The 17,151-nt window shown below is 35.8% G+C and carries 18 protein-coding genes; 5 read left to right on the plus strand and 13 right to left on the minus strand.

Features of this window, described 5'->3' with window-relative positions; genetic code table 11:
- The first annotated feature begins 126 nt into the window (after positions 1-126).
- The 4 genes from ACH2AZ_RS07030 (at position 127) to ACH2AZ_RS07045 (ending at position 3,606) form a co-directional block, all read left to right on the plus strand.
- Positions 127-600 carry a hypothetical protein gene (locus ACH2AZ_RS07030; RefSeq protein WP_394907249.1) on the plus strand — a complete coding sequence of 158 codons (474 nt, stop codon included), beginning with the start codon at positions 127-129 and terminating at the stop codon, positions 598-600.
- On the plus strand, positions 590-790 hold the full coding sequence (locus ACH2AZ_RS07035; protein WP_394907250.1) for a helix-turn-helix transcriptional regulator: 201 nt from the start codon (positions 590-592) through the stop codon (positions 788-790). Before ACH2AZ_RS07030 ends, ACH2AZ_RS07035 begins: the two co-directional genes overlap by 11 nt.
- A gap of 248 nt (positions 791-1,038) precedes the next feature.
- On the plus strand, positions 1,039-2,718 hold the full coding sequence (locus ACH2AZ_RS07040; RefSeq protein ID WP_394907251.1) for a BCCT family transporter: 1,680 nt from the start codon (positions 1,039-1,041) through the stop codon (positions 2,716-2,718).
- A gap of 18 nt (positions 2,719-2,736) precedes the next feature.
- Positions 2,737-3,606, plus strand: a complete 870-nt coding sequence (locus ACH2AZ_RS07045) for a universal stress protein (RefSeq protein WP_379045427.1) — start codon at positions 2,737-2,739, stop codon at positions 3,604-3,606.
- Between the two features lie 46 nt (positions 3,607-3,652).
- Here the strand turns inward: ACH2AZ_RS07045 and hisIE are convergent, their stop codons facing one another.
- From hisIE to hisG, 8 genes are read right to left on the minus strand one after another with little or no spacing between them, the layout of a single operon-like run.
- On the minus strand, positions 3,653-4,240 hold the full coding sequence (hisIE, locus tag ACH2AZ_RS07050; protein WP_394907252.1) for a bifunctional phosphoribosyl-AMP cyclohydrolase/phosphoribosyl-ATP diphosphatase HisIE: 588 nt from the start codon (positions 4,238-4,240) through the stop codon (positions 3,653-3,655).
- Entirely contained in the window at positions 4,237-4,989 is a 753-nt protein-coding gene (gene hisF, locus ACH2AZ_RS07055; RefSeq protein ID WP_394907253.1) for an imidazole glycerol phosphate synthase subunit HisF, read from the minus strand. The genes hisIE and hisF overlap by 4 nt, the downstream gene beginning before the upstream one ends.
- Complete coding sequence (gene hisA / locus ACH2AZ_RS07060) at positions 4,983-5,696, minus strand: 1-(5-phosphoribosyl)-5-[(5-phosphoribosylamino)methylideneamino]imidazole-4-carboxamide isomerase (RefSeq protein WP_394907254.1); 714 nt, start codon at positions 5,694-5,696, stop codon at positions 4,983-4,985. Before hisA ends, hisF begins: the two co-directional genes overlap by 7 nt.
- The gene (hisH, locus tag ACH2AZ_RS07065) at positions 5,693-6,271 is read right to left on the minus strand and encodes an imidazole glycerol phosphate synthase subunit HisH (RefSeq protein WP_394907255.1); all 579 of its coding nucleotides are present in this window, start codon (positions 6,269-6,271) and stop codon (positions 5,693-5,695) included. Before hisH ends, hisA begins: the two co-directional genes overlap by 4 nt.
- Positions 6,268-7,359, minus strand: coding sequence for a bifunctional histidinol-phosphatase/imidazoleglycerol-phosphate dehydratase HisB (gene hisB, locus ACH2AZ_RS07070; RefSeq protein ID WP_394907256.1), 1,092 nt, complete (start codon positions 7,357-7,359; stop codon positions 6,268-6,270). The genes hisH and hisB overlap by 4 nt, the downstream gene beginning before the upstream one ends.
- On the minus strand, positions 7,331-8,380 hold the full coding sequence (hisC, locus tag ACH2AZ_RS07075; protein ID WP_394907257.1) for a histidinol-phosphate transaminase: 1,050 nt from the start codon (positions 8,378-8,380) through the stop codon (positions 7,331-7,333). The genes hisB and hisC overlap by 29 nt, the downstream gene beginning before the upstream one ends.
- Positions 8,377-9,663 carry a histidinol dehydrogenase gene (gene hisD, locus ACH2AZ_RS07080; RefSeq protein ID WP_394907258.1) on the minus strand — a complete coding sequence of 429 codons (1,287 nt, stop codon included), beginning with the start codon at positions 9,661-9,663 and terminating at the stop codon, positions 8,377-8,379. Before hisD ends, hisC begins: the two co-directional genes overlap by 4 nt.
- A complete protein-coding gene (hisG, locus tag ACH2AZ_RS07085; RefSeq protein WP_394907259.1) occupies positions 9,663-10,520 on the minus strand; it encodes an ATP phosphoribosyltransferase in 858 nt (285 codons plus the stop codon). Before hisG ends, hisD begins: the two co-directional genes overlap by 1 nt.
- Before the next feature lie 546 nt (positions 10,521-11,066).
- Here hisG and ACH2AZ_RS07090 point away from each other — a divergent pair.
- The gene (locus ACH2AZ_RS07090) at positions 11,067-12,455 is read left to right on the plus strand and encodes a TrpB-like pyridoxal phosphate-dependent enzyme (protein WP_394907260.1); all 1,389 of its coding nucleotides are present in this window, start codon (positions 11,067-11,069) and stop codon (positions 12,453-12,455) included.
- 735 nt (positions 12,456-13,190) lie between these two features.
- Here ACH2AZ_RS07090 and ACH2AZ_RS07095 read toward each other — a convergent pair.
- From ACH2AZ_RS07095 to ACH2AZ_RS07115, 5 genes are all read right to left on the minus strand, one after another.
- Positions 13,191-13,562 (minus strand): DUF2200 domain-containing protein, encoded by a 372-nt coding sequence (locus ACH2AZ_RS07095; RefSeq protein ID WP_394907261.1) that lies wholly within the window; start codon positions 13,560-13,562, stop codon positions 13,191-13,193.
- 20 nt (positions 13,563-13,582) lie between these two features.
- Positions 13,583-14,020, minus strand: a complete 438-nt coding sequence (locus ACH2AZ_RS07100) for an SRPBCC domain-containing protein (protein WP_394907262.1) — start codon at positions 14,018-14,020, stop codon at positions 13,583-13,585.
- A 543-nt stretch (positions 14,021-14,563) separates the two neighbouring features.
- On the minus strand, positions 14,564-14,947 hold the full coding sequence (locus ACH2AZ_RS07105) for a transposase (RefSeq protein WP_394907263.1): 384 nt from the start codon (positions 14,945-14,947) through the stop codon (positions 14,564-14,566).
- A 440-nt stretch (positions 14,948-15,387) separates the two neighbouring features.
- Positions 15,388-16,320 carry a hypothetical protein gene (locus ACH2AZ_RS07110; RefSeq protein WP_394907264.1) on the minus strand — a complete coding sequence of 311 codons (933 nt, stop codon included), beginning with the start codon at positions 16,318-16,320 and terminating at the stop codon, positions 15,388-15,390.
- 55 nt (positions 16,321-16,375) lie between these two features.
- The gene (locus tag ACH2AZ_RS07115; protein WP_394907265.1) at positions 16,376-17,005 is read right to left on the minus strand and encodes a hypothetical protein; all 630 of its coding nucleotides are present in this window, start codon (positions 17,003-17,005) and stop codon (positions 16,376-16,378) included.
- Positions 17,006-17,151 lie beyond the last annotated feature (146 nt).

The raw sequence follows: 17,151 nt of genomic DNA on the forward strand, positions 1-17,151 counted from the left end.
AACTAAGAATTTTGAGTTTCTGTTTTAACTGAATAGCTTTTATATTAAAATAAAATTTAATACTTATTTTTGTAAAGTCTGCTTTACAATTTGTAATTTTAGCTTTACATTTTAAATTCAATAATTATGAAAACATATTTATTCCCATCGGTTTATCAAAAACTGGGATTTACTTTATTTATTGTGGCGCTGGTATTATTTATAGGAACACTGGTTTTTGATTGGGAGTTTAGTTTTTTGACGGTTAAAGTATGGGCTCTTTGGGATATTGAATTTTTAGCCGGTACTCAATATTTTGCTTTTATTGAAAATAATATTTTTGATGAAATTATACTGGTGTTGTTTATTTTAGGATTGCTTTTCAGTGGATTTTCTAAACAAAAAATTGAAGATGAGTATATTGCAAAAACTAGACTTTCTAGTCTACTTTCGGCTGTTTTAATCAATTATGTATTACTGATATTAGGTAGTTTCTTTTTGTATGGTTTGGCCTTCTACTATTTTGCTTTATTTGCTTTGTTGGGTGTTTTGCTAATTTATAACCTTAAGTTTCACCTGAATTTATACGTCCAACAGAAATCTTTGCAGCATGAAGAATAAAATTAAAATATACCGTGCAAAATTTGAATTAACCCAAGCTCAATTGGCGGAATTGGTGCAGGTGAGCAGGCAAAGCATCAATGCAATTGAAAAATCAAAATATGTGCCTTCTACCGTTTTAGCTTTAAAGTTGGCGCGGGTTTTTAAAGTAAGAGTAGAAGATCTTTTTGAACTTGAAAATCTAGATTAGCCACGCCTTTGCGCTAAGGATTGTAGCGTAAATCCTTTTTGTAAATACAAAAAGATTGAAGCGAAAAGCCTGACCCGTAAGGGGAGCGCCATACAAACGAATGATAGCAGTATTTAAATAATTTATCACTAATTTTTTTTTCCTTGTGCGCGTTTTATTACCCTACCTAAATTAATTGGGAAATCGAATGTCAAATTTATTTTGCAATTGTCCAGTTACTTTTTTATCAATAATCATAAATTAAAACTATGTCAATTAAAGTAACGCGTAGAGAAAGCGCAAGCAAATTTTTGGGTTTATTAGTAAACAAAACTGTTTTTTTTGCGGCGATGTCAATTCTAATAGCCATCGTAGGATTTACCTTATTGTTTGAAGAAAAGGCATCTTACTATTATAACCTTGCCCAAACTGCGGTTTCGGCGCACGGGGGTTGGATGTATACCTTGGCGGTGAATCTCTTTATTGTCTTTTGTTTGTATATGGCGTTTGGTAAATTTGGTAGTGTGCGTATTGGAGGGAGTAAGGCAAAACCAGAATTTAGTCTTTGGGCTTGGTTTGCAATGCTGTTTAGTGCAGGAATAGGTAACGGTTTGGTTCTCTTTAGTATTGCCGATCCGGTACGTGATTTTTTAAATCCGCCGCGTTTGGCAGGAGAAAATCCGGCTTTAATAGCACAAGAAGCGATAAATTTTTCATTCTTGCATCACGGTATTTACGGTTGGGCAATTTACTCGGTAGTTGGTTTGGCACTGGCATATTTTACCTTTAACCGAAAAATGCCGCTTACTTTGCGCAGTATTTTTTATCCAGTTTTAGGGAATCGTATTTACGGATGGATGGGAGATGTAATTGACGTGATGGCTGTGATTACCACTTTATTTGGTCTAGCCACCACCATTGGTTTTGGCGTAGGACAAATCAATTCGGGCTTTACCCACGTTTTTGGAATTCCAAGTTCGCTTTTTTACCAAATATTAATTATTGTAGGCGTTACACTTGCGGCTACTTTATCTGCTTTTAGTGGTGTAAATAAGGGAGTTCAAATGTTAAGTAAACTCAATGTACGGGTAGCGAGTGCAATTTTTATTTTGGTGGTGGTTTTGGGACCTACTACTTTTATCTTTAAATCCTATATTCAGAATTTAGGTAGTTACCTCACTAATTTTATAGATATGTCAACTTGGACGGAGTCTTTACAAGGAACCAATTGGCAAAAAACAAGAACCATAATGTATTGGGGATGGTGGATTTCTTGGTCGCCATTTGTAGGTACCTTTATTGCACGAATATCTAAAGGAAGAACTATTAAAGAATTTATTTTATGCGTACTTATTTTACCAGCATTGGTTACCTTTTTATGGTTTAGTGCTTTTGGAGGAACTACTATGCGCGATATACTTTTGGGCGACACGGCTATGATCGCGGCAGTTAATGATAATATTTCTACTGCCTTATATGTGTTTTTTGATAAATTTCCGCTAGCTATGTTACTTAAGGTTTTGGGAGTAGTGCTCATTTGTAGTTTTATAATTACCTCTGCCGATTCTGGGGCTTTGGTGGTAGATAGTATAACATCGGGGGGTAAATTAAAAACCCCTGCTTTTCAACGCGTAATTTGGGCGGTAGCCATTGGTGTAATCGCTTCGGTACTGATGTATGGTGGTGGCTTGAACGCTTTACAAACGGTAGTGACCATATCAGGTCTTCCTTTTGCTTTTATGCTGGTAATGATGTGTGCTTCTTTATACAAAGGCCTCAATGAAGATTATGAAAAGACAAGGAGAAAGGAGCAATTGTTAGAAAAAGAATCCTATCGTAAAAATATAATTGAACTTATCAATAAAGAGCGCGATAAGAAGAATAGAGAACGACTAGAAGTCGATAATACACAAAACCAAGATGATCACGAAAGCACTATTAAATCTTAAAGCATTAAGTCTATTATCATGAAGGAGTTGAAAAAAGAAATGACGGTCATGTTGGCCCTCGATTTAACCGAAATGGATGCGGTATTACTGCGCTATGTGAGTTTTTTAACCCAAGTGTTGCCTATAAAACATGTGTATTTAGCCCACAACATTAAGCACTATAAAATTAATGATTTATATGAGGATTTGCTCGATGATGATATTTCTATAGATAATATTGTAGAGCAGAGTATGCAAAATAGTGTTGATACTCATTATACAGGTGATTCACCTTACTCTATCTTGCTCACTAGCGATGATTATACAGAAGGGATCCTAAGTCATTTATCTAGTGAGTATGCAATCGACTTGTTAATTTCGGGTAATAAAAATGCACTACAAGGTACTGGAGCCATGAATCAAAAACTGGTTCGCATGCTTAAAGCGGATTTGATGCTCGTGCCCGAGGAAACGCCATTTACATTAAATCGTATCTTGGTACCTACAGATTTTAGCGCCGCTTCGGCACAATGTTTTAAATTGAGCGAGGCTTGGAGCCAAACCGTAAAAGCAAAGATTCAAGGCTTGCATGTTTATAATATACCCTCCTCCTTTTATCCGTATATCAACACTGAAAAAGCTATTGATAAAACCGAGAAGCATCTAAAGGAAAAGGTAGATTGGTTTGTTAAAAAATATAAAATTGATGCTCAGGTTCCTTTTACCTATGTTTATAGAGAAAATGCTTCTATAGCCGATAGTATTGAGGAGTTTGCAGATAAAGCAAAATGTGACTGCCTAGTAGTAACAGCAAAAGGAAGTAGCGCAATTAAAAGTTTATTTATAGGAAGCGTAACCAATGAGCTGCTTAGCAATCACCGTAAAATGCCTTTGTTGGTTATCAAATAGCACATTTTGGCAGTTCGTTAGAACTGCCAAAATTTTCGCTAAAAAATTACTTTTTTCTTCTTTCAATCAACTTATCTTCCACTTCTTTTAGCGAAGTTTCTTTGGCTTGCAAAAGCACTAGAAAGTGATAAAGCATATCGGCTGCTTCGTTTAAAAATAAATTTTTATTTTGATCCTTAGCTTCAATAATAAGCTCTACACTTTCCTCACCAAATTTCTGAATTACTTTGTTTAAGCCTTGATCCATAAGTTTTTTCGTGTACGAATCTTGGTCGCCAGATCTCAAGCGGTCTTCAAGGCTAGCTTCCAATTCATATAAAAAATTCCCTTGGGTAGCAAAGCAAGATTGATTACCTGTATGGCAAGTAGGTCCGTTGGGTTTAGCTAAAATGAGTAGCGTGTCTTGGTCGCAATCGCTTATAATTTTCTTTACGCTTAGTGTGTTTCCAGACGTTTCTCCTTTGGTCCAAATCCTATTTTTAGAGCGGCTAAAAAATGTAACTTGCTTGGTAGTTCGTGTTATATTAAGCGCTTCCTGGTTCATATACCCCAACATTAGCACTTGTAAATTACGGTAATCTTGAACAATAACGGGTAGTAATCCGCCTGTTTTTTCAAAGTTTAAATTGTTCATCGTATAGGTAAGTTTTTTTGTTTTAAAATTTGTTTTAATTCTGGAATAGGCACTTCTCCAAAGTGAAAAATACTCGCGGCCAAGGCTCCCAATGTTTTCGTTTTTTTGAAAACCTCGGCAAAATGCGATGCTCTGCCCGCACCGCCCGAAGCAATTAAGGGTAGGTTCACGGACATGCCGGCAAGTTGCATTAATTCTATATCAAATCCGTCTTTGGTTCCGTCTTGATTCATTGAGGTTAATAAAATTTCACCCGCACCTAAAGTTTCAACAGTATGCAACCACTTTTCAAGTTTAATGTGGGTGTTTATTCGTCCTCCATTTTTAAAGACAAAATAATTACCCTCGATTTTTTTTACATCAACCGCTACCACCACACATTGATTGCCAAATTGATCGGCTATTTCTTTTATTAAATTCGGTCGATTTAATGCTGCGGTGTTAATACTAACTTTGTCGGCTCCCGCCTTTAAAAGACTGCGTACATCTTTTACACTACTAATGCCGCCACCTACGGTAAAAGGAATATTAATTTCCTGAGCAATTTTTTGAACAAGATTTACCAAGGTTTTGCGGCGTTCGTTACTGGCTGTGATATCTAGAAAAACCAGTTCATCTGCCCCCTGTTGCACATACAATTTTGCCAAATCAAGCGGATCGCCTGCATCTATCAGGTTTAAAAAATGAACCCCTTTTACAGTTCGATTATTTTTAATGTCTAAACAGGGGATAATTCTTTTAGTTAACATAATTCGCTTAGATTTTTAAGGTTAATTTGTCCTTCATAGATTGCTTTTCCCACGATAACACCCGCGCAACCTAAAGCTTTTAACTTTTTAATATCTTCAATAGAATGTACCCCGCCACTGGCGATAAGTTGGCATGAGGATTCTTTTAAAATTTCTGCATATAAATTAAAGGCGGGACCGTTGAGCATTCCATCTTTTTCGATATCTGTACAAATAACTTGTTTTACACCCTGGCTTTCAAAGTATTTTATGAAGTCTACCACATCGTATTCACTCGATTCTTGCCAACCCATACTGGCAATTTTTCGGTCTTTGGCATCGGCACCTAAAATAATTCTATCGGCGCCGTAGGTTTCTAGCCAGGATAATAACAATTCGGGCTGTTTTACTGCAATACTTCCGGCAGTAATTTGTTGAGCGCCGGCATCAAAAGCTATTTGAATGTCTTCTTCTCGTTTAATTCCACCTCCAAAATCGACTTGCAATTGGGTGTTTTTACAAATAGCTTCCAAGCTTTTGTAATTAATGATTTTATTCGCCTTTGCGCCGTCTAAATCGACTACATGCAAATGGGTGAATCCTTGGTCCTCAAAAGATTGAGCAACAGCAACCGGATTGTCACTATAAGTGGTTGATTGACTGTAATTTCCTTTTTGTAAACGGACACATTTTCCGTTAAGGATATCAATAGCAGGTATAATTTTCATAAGGATAAAAAGTTTTTTAAAATTTGCTCACCCGCTATTCCCGATTTTTCGGGGTGAAATTGCGTAGCGTAAAAATTGTTTTTTTGTAAAACGGCACTAAACGAACGGTCATAGGTGGCTGTAGCCTGTGTGAAATCACATAACTCGGCGTAATAGGAGTGCACAAAGTAAAAGTAGACACTGGGCTTTACCTTGTTTAATATAGATTTATTATTGAATTGCAAGCAGTTCCAACCCATATGTGGCACGGGTAATTGGGCAGTAAACCGTTTAACGCTTGTTGGAAAAATACCTAGACCTTGGGTGTCGTTTTCTTCGGAATGCTCACACATTAACTGAAGCCCCAGACAGATGCCCAAAACCGGTTGTTCTAGTTTCGGTAAAAGCTTGTCCAGGCCCGTTAATTTAAGTTCTTTCATCGCCACGCTTGCTTGGCCTACACCGGGAAAAATTATTTTATCGGCTTGTTGAATTTCGTTTAAATCTTTACTGAGCTTACAGCTGTAGCCCAATCTATTAATGGCGTGCTTGACAGACTGGGTATTGCCTGCATTATAATCTAAAATTACTATCATAAAATTCCTTTTGTACTGGGTATATTAAACGATTCATTCTTGTCTATAGCTGCTCGCAGCGCGCGTGCAAAAGCCTTAAAAATGGCTTCAATTTTATGGTGTTCGTTTTCTCCTTCGGCTTTTATGTTGAGGTTACAACGGGCAGCATCTGAAAAAGATTTAAAAAAGTGCATAAACATTTCGGTAGGCATATTGCCTATTTTTTCACGGTTAAAATCGGCTTTCCATACTAGCCAAGGTCTACCACCAAAGTCAATCGCCACTTGTGCCAAACAATCGTCCATAGGTAACATAAAACCATATCGATTAATTCCTTTTTTATCGGCTAAAGCCTCTAAAAAGCAATCGCCTAAACAAATGGCTACGTCTTCGATACTGTGGTGCTCATCTACTTCCAAATCGCCATTAACTTGAATATTTAAACCTATTTGAGCGTGCTTTGCAATCTGCTCAAGCATATGATCAAAAAAGCCTATTCCCGTTTGTATGGAAACATTTTTAGGTTGATCTAGGTTTAAATCGATTTCAATCTGCGTTTCATTGGTAATTCTTGACTTTGTAGCTTGTCTAGGTTTTTTCTTTAAGAATTGATAAATAGTTTCCCAAGAAGTGGTGCAAAGCCTAGCTTGGTTTTGAGCATCACCTAAATAAATGGCTTGCGCATTTAAATTTTTTGCCAATTCAATATCGCTTAAACGGTCGCCTATTACAAACGAATTTTCTAAATCGTAATTACCATAAATATAAGCCTGCAACATACCCGTATTAGGTTTGCGCGTAGGTGCATTTTCTTGGGGTAAACTAGCGTCTATATGCACAGCCTTAAATTCAATACCTTCATTTTTAAAAGCGGTCAACATTTTGTTATGAGCGGGCCAAAAGGTGTTTTCAGGAAAAGAAGATGTTCCCAAACCATCTTGATTGGTTACCATTACCAATTCATAATTTAATTCGCGAGCTATTTTTCCTAAATAGGTAAATACGCCGGGGTAAAAACTGAGTTTTTCAAGACTATCAACTTGTTGATCGGGTTGAGGTTCTAGAATTAAAGTGCCGTCTCTATCTATAAATAATACTTTCTTTTTCATAGCTTTTAAGTGTTTTGAGTAATTGTTTGTTTTCTTCTGGACTACCAATGCTTATACGCAAAGAATTTTCAATTAAGCTTGAACGGTCGCGTACCCGAATATTATTGGATAGAAAAAAGGCGTGCAGTTTTTCAGCATTGGGTGTTTCTATCAATAGAAAATTGGCTTGGCTAGGGTAGACATACGTGATGCATTCCAGTTTTTTTAGTTCATTTTCTAGATGTGCTTTCTCTTGAAGAATTAAGTTTATTTCATTTTGAACATCTTGTTTTTGGGCGAGCCTATTAAAAGCGGCTTGAGCGTTTAAAGTACTGATGTTATAAGGTGGTTTAATTTTATTTAGCCACTGTACTATCATTGGTGAAGCATAGGCTATCCCTAAACGAATTCCGGCTAAACCGTACGCCTTACTTAAAGTTTGGCAGACGATTAGATTTTTCCTTTTACTTAATTGAGATAAAGCACTTTCTTCTTTACTAAAATCGATATAGGCTTCATCTATCACCAAAACACCCGAATAAAAATCTAGTAATGCTTCTATATCGCGCATTGCTATGGCAGATCCTGTAGGATTGTTAGGCGAACAGATAAAAAGCATTTTGGGCTTATATCTTTCAATACTCGCTTTCGCGGATTTTATGTCGATCAATTGATTGTTAATTAGAGGCTCTCTGATTACAGAGACATCATTGATCTGCGCTAAGACTTCATACATACCATAGGTGGGTGTAAAAACCAATACGCTATCTTGTTTGGGGGTGCAGAAAAGCCGAAAACATAAATCAATGACCTCGTCGCTGCCGTTGCCTAAAAAAACTTGATTGGTAGCCAAACCTTTTAAGTTGGCTAAAGCCGATTTAAGTTGAGTGTGGTAGGGATCGGGATAGCGATTTAGGCTTCCAAACGGATTTTCGTTTGCATCGAGCAAAATTAAATCTTGTTGGTTGCTTTCGTGTCTTGCCGAAGAGTAAGGTTTTAAGTTACGCAATTCGGGTCTGATAAGTTTCTCTATCTCATTCATAATTTAAGGTTATTTATTCTTAAATCGACTGCATTTTTGTGACCAGCCAAGCCTTCAGCCTCAGCCATTAAAGCAACCGCATCACCAAGATTTTCAATGCCTTTTTTAGTGATCTCTTGAAAAGTGACTTGCTTGCAAAAACTCAAAGTAGATACGCCGCTATAGCTTCGGGCAAAACCAAAAGTAGGTAGCGTATGATTGGTGCCGCTAGCATAATCGCCCATAGATTCGCAACTGTAATGCCCCAAGAAAACCGAGCCAGCGTTGCTAATTTTGTCGGAATATTGCCCCGCTTCATCTATTGCCAGTATGAGGTGCTCGGGGGCATAAAAATTACTCAATTTAAAGGCCGCAGGCAGATCTTCTACTAAAATAGCCACGCTATTAAGCAAAGCTTTTTCGGCTATTTCTTTTCTTGGTAATTTTTCAACTTGCTCTTTTAAGGCAGCTAAGGTTTGCTTTAAAATTGTTCTACTTGGAGTTAAAAATACCACTTGGCTATCTGGCCCATGTTCGGCTTGGGCAATTAAATCTGACGCTACAAAGTCTGGGTTAGCGCTTTCATCTGTAATAACAAGCACTTCGCTGGGGCCGGCAGGCATATCAATAGCTACTCCATTTTGTTGTAAAATTTGCTTGGCACGGGTAACATAGGCGTTTCCGGGTCCGAAGATTTTATCTACTCGCTTAATACTTGAAGTACCGTAGCCCATGGCAGCAATTGCTTGGGCGCCGCCAATGTTATACACTTCGGTAATGTTTAACAATTCTAGACAGAAAGCTACGGCGGGATGCATACTGGCATTACCTTTAATGGGGTGACAAACAACAATACGCTGGCAATTGGCCAAACGAGCAGGAATACCTAACATTAATATAGTGGAGAACAAAGGGGCGGTACCTCCCGGTATGTAAAGGCCTACATTTTCTATAGGTTTATTTTCCTGCCAACACACTATTCCCGCACTTGTTATTATCTTCTTCTTTGGCGATAACTGACTGGCGTGAAATTTTTTAATATTCGCATAAGCTTTTAGAATGGCTTGTTTTAGGGGTTCATCTAGTTGTGTTGCCGCTTGTTGGATTTGAGATTTTTCAATTTTAAAATCCGCTTGACGGGAATTGTCATACTTGGCATTAAAAAATTGGATGGCTTGATCTCCCTTTTCGCGAACTTGCCGAAGAATATTTGCCGTATCCTCAATTTGTTGTTCAGTTTGTTGCGACGGCCGCTGTAAAGCCTTTTGAGCCTCTTCTATCGTGGGTGTATATAAAACTTTCATTATAAAACCATTTTATTGATGGGGATGATTAATATATCTTCGGCACCTGAAGCTTTAAGCTGATCTATAACCGACCAAAATTGATTTTCGTCGATAACAGAGTGCAGCGAACTCCATCCTGGCTGGGCGAGAGGCAAAACCGTGGGGCTTTTTAAAACGGGTAAAATTTGGCTTACCGCATTAATTTTATCATTGGGTACGTTAAGTAAGACATATTTACTTTTCTTAGGTCTTAAAACGGCATCCATTCTAAAGACCAATTTATCTATGCTTTTTTGTTTTACGGAATTGATTTTTTGAGACTTAATCAGCACTGCTTCAGAATTAAGAATGGTTTCTACCTCACGTAAGCCATTATTAAATAGCGTTGTGCCAGAGCTTACAAGGTCGCAAACTGCATCGGCTAGGCCAATGTTGGGAGCAATTTCAACTGAACCTGAGAGGGTGTGAATTTCGGCTTGAATATTATTTTTGGTTAAGTAAGCGCGAAGGGTATTGGGGTAGGAGGTAGCTATTCTCTTTTGAGTTAAAGCAGAAATATCGTTGTAATTTTCAGCTTTGGGAATAGCCAAAGAGAGTCTGCAGGAGGCAAAACCCAATTTCCTTAAAACATCATAATCGACCTGCTGTTCTATTAAAATGTTTTCGCCTACAATACCAAGATCTACAATGCCATCTTCAACATATTGTGGAATATCGGCATTGCGAAGCAGTAGAATTTCTAGCGCAAAATTTTCAACCACAATCTTTAACTGATTGTTTCCTTCCTTAAAATTTAAGCCGCTTTCTTTTAAAAGTTGAATGGATTCTTCATACAAGCGACCTTTTTTTTGAATAGCAATTTTTAATTTACTCATTGTTTTTTGGATAAATAGGTCTGAGTAAATCAAAAAAAAAACCGCCTGATTTACTCAGACGGTTTGTTTAAAAAATATAGTTTGCTTTACATACAACATACCCTTTTCACTTCGCCTGAGGAGCAAATATGAAAATGATGATGATGTAAGTTTATAAAGTACATTTCGTTTTGTTTAGGCTACAAAGCTAATTTAAACAAATTAAAATCTGTAAAAAACAAACTGAAAAATCATGTTAAATATTTAAGAACGAAATATTTTTGCTGATTTAAATATCTGATAATTAAAAAGCTGTACTAGAAAGTAGTAATTAAGCTTAAATTTTTTTTCCTTTTTTATTTTTTGAAAGTAAAAAGTTTAAATAACTTTGCACACATAATGAGAAAACTAACTTTAAATACAACTTGGTGGTGGCACAGCTTAAAACAGGCGTGCTGCTTTGCTATTGGTATATATTAAAGTTACAATCTCTTCGTGAGAAAAGCCCGTCTGTAAATTTTTACAGACGGGCTTTTTTATTTTATCCACTTTTAAATTTTTATTACTATGAACACCAAAAAGATTTTTTTACCTGAGAACGAAATGTCAAGGCAATGGTATAATATTGTGGCCGATATGCCACATAAACCATTGCCTCCTTTAGATCCTAAAACCTTAGAACCACTGGCGCCAGAAGCTTTAGAATCCATTTTACCTAAAGCCTTGATAGCACAGGAAATGAGTCAGGAACGCTATATTGATATTCCCGATGAGGTTTTAGAAAAATACCGTATTTACAGGCCTTCTCCGCTTTTTCGGGCTAGTGGTTTAGAGAAAGCATTGGGTTATTCGGGTAAAATTTATTACAAGTACGAAGGCGTTAGCCCAAGTGGGTCGCATAAACCTAACACTGCGCTTGCCCAAGCGTACTACAACAAAGAAGAGGGAATTAAAAAATTAACCACCGAAACCGGAGCAGGACAATGGGGAACGGCCTTAGCGTATGCCTGTGCACAATTTGATTTGGAATGCGAAGTGTATATGGTGAATGTGAGCTACAAGCAAAAACCTTATCGTAAAATTTTGATGAATACTTTTGGAGCAAATGTATACGCTAGTCCGTCGGAACGCACCCAAGCGGGAAGAGCTGTTTTAGAAGACGATCCAAACCATACCGGAAGCTTGGGTATAGCAATATCTGAGGCAGTAGAGCGTGCCGTGCAAGAAAATGACACAAAATATTCTTTGGGTTCGGTGTTAAATCACGTGCTTTTGCACCAGACTATAATTGGTTTGGAAACACAAAAACAATTGGCAATGGACAATTCCCAAGCCGATGTAATTGTTGCCCCGTTGGGTGGGGGTTCTAATTTTGCCGGTTTAGCTTTTCCTTTTTTAAAGGATAAAATGCAAGGAACTTCCAATACGCGATTTGTAGCAGTAGAACCCAGTAGTTGCCCAAAGCTTACCCAAGGGAAATTCAGGTACGATTTCGGCGATAATCAAGGATACACTCCTTTAATGCCAATGTATACCTTAGGTCATAATTTTGTGCCTGCAGGAATTCACGCAGGAGGATTACGCTACCATGGCGCTAGTGTTTTATGCAGTCAGCTTTTAAAAGACGGTTTTATTGAGGCAAAAGCTATTGATCAACTTACTTGTTTTGAAGCTGGAATACTATTCGCTAAAGCGGAAGGAATTGTAGCGGCGCCAGAATCCACCCACGCTATAGCACAAGTTATTCGGGAAGTAGAGCAAGCCAAAATTGAAGGCGCTCAAAAAACAATAGTGTTTAACCTATCGGGTCACGGATTTGTTGATATGGCGGCTTATGGCGATTATTTAGACAATAAGCTCACCAATCACCGCGTAGATAATACGGCTGTGCAAAAAAGTTTAGATAAAATTAAGCGTTATCAACCCGATAACTTTTTAAAAGAATTGACTCATTGAAGATCAATTAATCTGCTAAAATAATTCCCTATTGGTGTTTACGCGAATAGGGAATTTTTTTTTAATTCTTTCCTAACTATTTAAAACGCTAATCGATTAAAATCCTATAATTCCACTTATTATCATATAATTAGATTTTGAAGGTAGACGCATTCAGTAATTATGCTAAAAAACGCTAAGGGAATAGCTGATTTTTACTAGTTAAGTGAAATAATTTACATCAATGATAAAAGAAATAAGCAAAAAAATACGATACTCAAAATTATCACTGTAGTGTTAATGATAAGATACAACCTATTGATGTTTTTTATGGCATGGCTGCTAAGAATTAATGCGATGGTACAGAAAAGCAAACCTAAATAGTTAACGCTAAACCTTCCTCTTAGCCAAAGGGGTAAGTAACTTTTAAATATCTGAACGCGTTCGGTTTGGCTTTCGCCTGAATTATAGGCATATATCCATAAACCGTATACTACTATTGGTATCAATACGCATAGAATATTGACTATAGTGAGAATTTTGTATGCCTTTTTAATAGGTGATTTCATTAGTTTGAACGCTTTCAAAAATAACACTAAATTACAAGTAGTTATTTTAGTAATTCAGATTTGAGATTGCTTATAGTTGGTCTTGATAGTTTTTCCAAGCTCAAAACACGCTATCCTTTCATCTCTCAATTTTTCAATGAAAATCTGGTATAATTAAAAGTATACTTTTATAACAACGCAGCTTATTTTAAGCTTCCCTTAAGATTTTCTCCATTTTTCGCCCTTTTGCCAATTCATCAACCAATTTGTCTAAATATCGAACTTGTCTGTAAATTTCAAACTCCTCTTCAATATCTTCAATTCGGTAGCCGCAAATAACGCCTTTAATCAAATGGGCATTGGGATGGATTTTTGCTTTTTGAAAAAAGGCTTCAAAAGTAGCCTTTTCATCAATAAGCTGTTGTAAATTTTTTTCATCATAACCGGTGATCCATTCAATTACTTGATGAAGTTCTTGTTTTGTTCTTCCTTTCTTTTCAACTTTGGTTACATAATGTGGATACACCGAAGCAAAAGTCATTTTGGCAACCTGTTCGTTTTTTTTAGCTGTTACTTTCATTTGATCTAATTTTTATTCGGTTATTTTCGCATAAAGTCAAAAGCTCCTTTTCTGAGTTGTATTCCATATTCCAGGTAAGCTTTCAAGCAAGCTAAAAAATTTGCCCATCCACCTGAATTTTCCAAGGCCCAATTTAAGTTATCTTCATTAAATTCTTTCCCTTTTTCGTTTACTTTTACTAGAGTACTTCCGTCTGCCATATTTTCTAATGTTATATTCACAGTGGTCTCGGGATCCCAAACAAATGAAATAGCGTCATACTTATCAGTTTTAACATGTGTTATTGGAAATTGTTCCTTGAATTCTGGAAATTTCCAAATTACTTCATCTCCTGTCACTAACCGACCACTACTTTCAGAAATAAAGTATTTCGTCATTTTCTCAGGGTTTACAGTTCCATCAAACACTTCTTTAATTGGTTTTTGAACTTGTATTGCTGCTTTTGATTCAAGAATCATAATAATTTATTTTATAATGAGCCGATATATAGCTAATAGCTTGTATGCATCAATATATTCGACATACCTAAAAGCCGGGCTAGATACTACTTTTTTTTCATTTGTTTTTTACAAAAAATGCGACAATAGCCGTAATAATTAACCCTGAAACAAAACCTTTTTAATAGCTTATCTGACCATTGAAATGATTTTCCTTCTTGTCTTTCTTTCATTGCCAGAACATAAACTAAAATTGCAGGAATTGCAAACAAATTAGTTAATTACATATGTTAATCTATATGCGTGCTGTGCGGCCCAACGAGTTTCTCTAAAAACATCCAAAGCAAAGACATAACAACAAATATCAACGCCCACTTAATTTCGATTTTTCTATTTTTCATAAACTTATTTTAAGTGTTGTATGTTTTTCTACACGAACATTCATTGTGCTTAGCAGTGTATTTTATGGATTCTATACAGAGTTTTTTAAAAACCGGAATATTGCATTATACTGAAATAGGTTGACCTTTTTTACGGTCTTTTTTGGTTGATTAACTACTACTTTTAGATAGTAAGTTCAGGTAAATTTACATTATTTTTTCGATAGGATCTGTATTTGATCGTTGGATTTTTGTGCACTTCAGCTGGCTTTCTTAAATGCAGGCTAAAATGTGTTCTTAGGTTATTGTAAATATACACTGCTTGTGCTGTCATTTTCTGCGCTAATTCAGTGTTTTTAATCGTTTGTTTTAGTCCATATTCATATTTAAGCGTCCTGTTAATACGCTCTGCAACTGCGTTTTCATAAGGATCATACTGTTCGGTCATACTCATAACAATATTATTTTTTTCAGCAAATTGGGTGTATTTGGGGTTACAGTATTGAAAACCTCTATCGGAATGATGGATGAGTCTTTCACTTGGGTATTTTCTATTTTTAATAGCCATAGCCGGATATAGACTTCCCAAAAAAGGGAATGCCTATAGTGAACCACCAGAATATTGGATTGAACGACTCAAAAAACAAAATTAAAAGATAATGAAAAACGCTTCTTCAAGACGTAATAGAATGCTACACCCCAAAATCAAGAAAAACCGCATAAAGTGATAGCAATAAACCATTCAATACGCAAAGAGGTGCAATTTATAAGCTTTTTGGGTATCCTAAGTCTACCGCTAAGAAAAGAAATGTTGCTAATCATCTCTAAAAGAGCTGCACAGCAATAGATTAATCCCCATAGTACCAACCGACAAACAGCCGGGTTAGTCAACACGGCGTTCATGTTAGGCTCCCGAAAAAAGAAGTCGGGACAGGCTGTACCGGCCACACAGCTTGCCCCGATTTTTCATTGGGGAACGCTTAGTTATTGGCAATAGGTTTTTTTGTTTTATAATTTTACTTCCTTTGCTTGTAGTTGGATTGCTGGAGTTATAAGAATTCTTTTAGATGGGGTTTTAAACAGGTAATTAGCAAAATCATATTTAACCATTAGGTTACTATTTTCTAAATAAACAGATTCTTTACCTTTAGTTATATTATATGTCTTGGCGTAATAATTATTTTCGTTGGAAAACTGAAATTTCAATTTTGTTTTGTCTTTATTTGTTGGAGTAAATTTTTGATGATTTTCATTTAAATAGTATAAAAGCTCTATACAAACAAAAAGTGTTTTGCCTTCTTCAAATAAAATATCCTCTTTGTGCTCAATCTCAATTCTGTTTTTTTGCTTAGGATTTAAGTAAAGGGTATCGGTTGAATAAATCTTTTTAATAAAATGAAGCGTTTGTAAATTACCTGAAGGCAAACTTTCTTCGACTTCAAAAAAGTGGATTTTATAAGCTGTTTTGAACTTTACTTTGTCAACATAGAAAATGGTCTGGCTAATATCTAAATTGCTGTGATTGTTTTTGAAAATTATACCAGAATCTATTTCTGATGTAATGAATTTGCTTTGGGAGTTTATAATCCTATTTGATTCCCCAAAAATAATAGAACCTTCTTTTTTTGTAGAAATTACCAAGTCGTCTAATTGTATAATCTCTTTAATAAGGTAAACAGCTTCATTCAAATATTCTGTTTCTATAGTGAGTGTTTTATAATCTGTTTTAGTAAATTTTATCTTATCATATTTAAGGTATTCGGGAATAATGGTTGCTTTGTTTTTTTTGGTTATATCTTCATATACTATTTGGTCACCGTTATAGATTTTAAAAGATACAGACTCTACTAAATCATAGGTTTCTTTATCTACAACAATAAATTTTTGACTAAAAATTTCTAAAGAAAAAAATAGTAAAAAGTATAGGATTGTATTTTTCATTCACTTTATAATAAAAACGGTACTGCTAAATTTAACAGCACCGTTATTTATTAATTTACGGTTGATACTCTTCATTACACCCAACAGTTACTTGCTTGTTAGGGTTGCCTTCTTCTGTCACACGCTCTTCGTCTGTAAGTTGGAAACCAAGAAAGTAATAAGCTCTATAAACACCTCTTTGACCATCTACACAAGCTCCATAAGAATAACGCCAGCCTAGAGCGATTGGTTGTGGGTCTCCAGTAACTGGGTCTGGAATGATAGGATTTACAATGATTCTAATAATATCAAATTGGTCTGTTGGCTCATATTCATAAAATTGATTTATTTCATTATAAACAACTTTTTCAGACGTTTGCATGTCTGTCACAGTTAAAGTAAAATTTTCTCTATCTACTTCCACAGAAGTACCCCTTCTATTTATTTTGGTGCTTTCAAATATATACTTACTGGCTCTTTCTTCATTACCAACAAAAACTTCTCTAACAATGTAGCCATCAATTTCAGCTGTTCTATTTGTAGCTTCTGTATAATTTTGTTGAGAAGTTAAACTTTCATTTAAAGAATTTTTATCAATTGCTGTTGGTTTTTCCATTTGTTCATTATCCACTGAACAACTTGTAAAAATAACAGCACTCACAAAAAATGCCATTAAAAAATGTAACGATAACTTTAAATTTTTCATAATTATTAAAATTTAGTTTGTGCCTACTATTGTTTTATGGTTCCTGTTCGGCTAATTTCCCCACTTTTGTGTATTATACTGAAATAGGTTGACCTTTTTTACGGTCTTTTTTGGTTGATTAACTACTACTTTTAGATAGTAAGTTC

The organism is uncultured Mesonia sp., from assembly GCA_947499595.1.
GTDB lineage: Bacteria > Bacteroidota > Bacteroidia > Flavobacteriales > Flavobacteriaceae > Mesonia > Mesonia sediminis.

Bases quoted from the DNA above. Each gene is read 5' to 3' on its own strand.
- ACH2AZ_RS07095 (WP_394907261.1), bottom strand. From the start codon at position 13,562: ATGAAAGTAACAGCTAAAAAAAACGAACAGGTTGCCAAAATGACTTTT.
- hisIE (WP_394907252.1), bottom strand. From the start codon at position 4,240: ATGAACAATTTAAACTTTGAAAAAACAGGCGGATTACTACCCGTTATT.
- ACH2AZ_RS07040 (WP_394907251.1), top strand. From the start codon at position 1,039: ATGTCAATTAAAGTAACGCGTAGAGAAAGCGCAAGCAAATTTTTGGGT.
- ACH2AZ_RS07045 (WP_379045427.1), top strand. From the start codon at position 2,737: ATGAAGGAGTTGAAAAAAGAAATGACGGTCATGTTGGCCCTCGATTTA.
- ACH2AZ_RS07035 (WP_394907250.1), top strand. From the start codon at position 590: ATGAAGAATAAAATTAAAATATACCGTGCAAAATTTGAATTAACCCAA.
- hisD (WP_394907258.1), bottom strand. From the start codon at position 9,663: ATGAAAGTTTTATATACACCCACGATAGAAGAGGCTCAAAAGGCTTTA.
- hisF (WP_394907253.1), bottom strand. From the start codon at position 4,989: ATGTTAACTAAAAGAATTATCCCCTGTTTAGACATTAAAAATAATCGA.
- hisC (WP_394907257.1), bottom strand. From the start codon at position 8,380: ATGAATGAGATAGAGAAACTTATCAGACCCGAATTGCGTAACTTAAAA.
- ACH2AZ_RS07110 (WP_394907264.1), bottom strand. From the start codon at position 16,320: ATGAAAAATACAATCCTATACTTTTTACTATTTTTTTCTTTAGAAATT.
- ACH2AZ_RS07105 (WP_394907263.1), bottom strand. From the start codon at position 14,947: ATGGCTATTAAAAATAGAAAATACCCAAGTGAAAGACTCATCCATCAT.
- hisB (WP_394907256.1), bottom strand. From the start codon at position 7,359: ATGAAAAAGAAAGTATTATTTATAGATAGAGACGGCACTTTAATTCTA.
- hisH (WP_394907255.1), bottom strand. From the start codon at position 6,271: ATGATAGTAATTTTAGATTATAATGCAGGCAATACCCAGTCTGTCAAG.
- ACH2AZ_RS07030 (WP_394907249.1), top strand. From the start codon at position 127: ATGAAAACATATTTATTCCCATCGGTTTATCAAAAACTGGGATTTACT.
- ACH2AZ_RS07100 (WP_394907262.1), bottom strand. From the start codon at position 14,020: ATGATTCTTGAATCAAAAGCAGCAATACAAGTTCAAAAACCAATTAAA.
- hisA (WP_394907254.1), bottom strand. From the start codon at position 5,696: ATGAAAATTATACCTGCTATTGATATCCTTAACGGAAAATGTGTCCGT.
- hisG (WP_394907259.1), bottom strand. From the start codon at position 10,520: ATGAGTAAATTAAAAATTGCTATTCAAAAAAAAGGTCGCTTGTATGAA.
- ACH2AZ_RS07115 (WP_394907265.1), bottom strand. From the start codon at position 17,005: ATGAAAAATTTAAAGTTATCGTTACATTTTTTAATGGCATTTTTTGTG.
- ACH2AZ_RS07090 (WP_394907260.1), top strand. From the start codon at position 11,067: ATGAACACCAAAAAGATTTTTTTACCTGAGAACGAAATGTCAAGGCAA.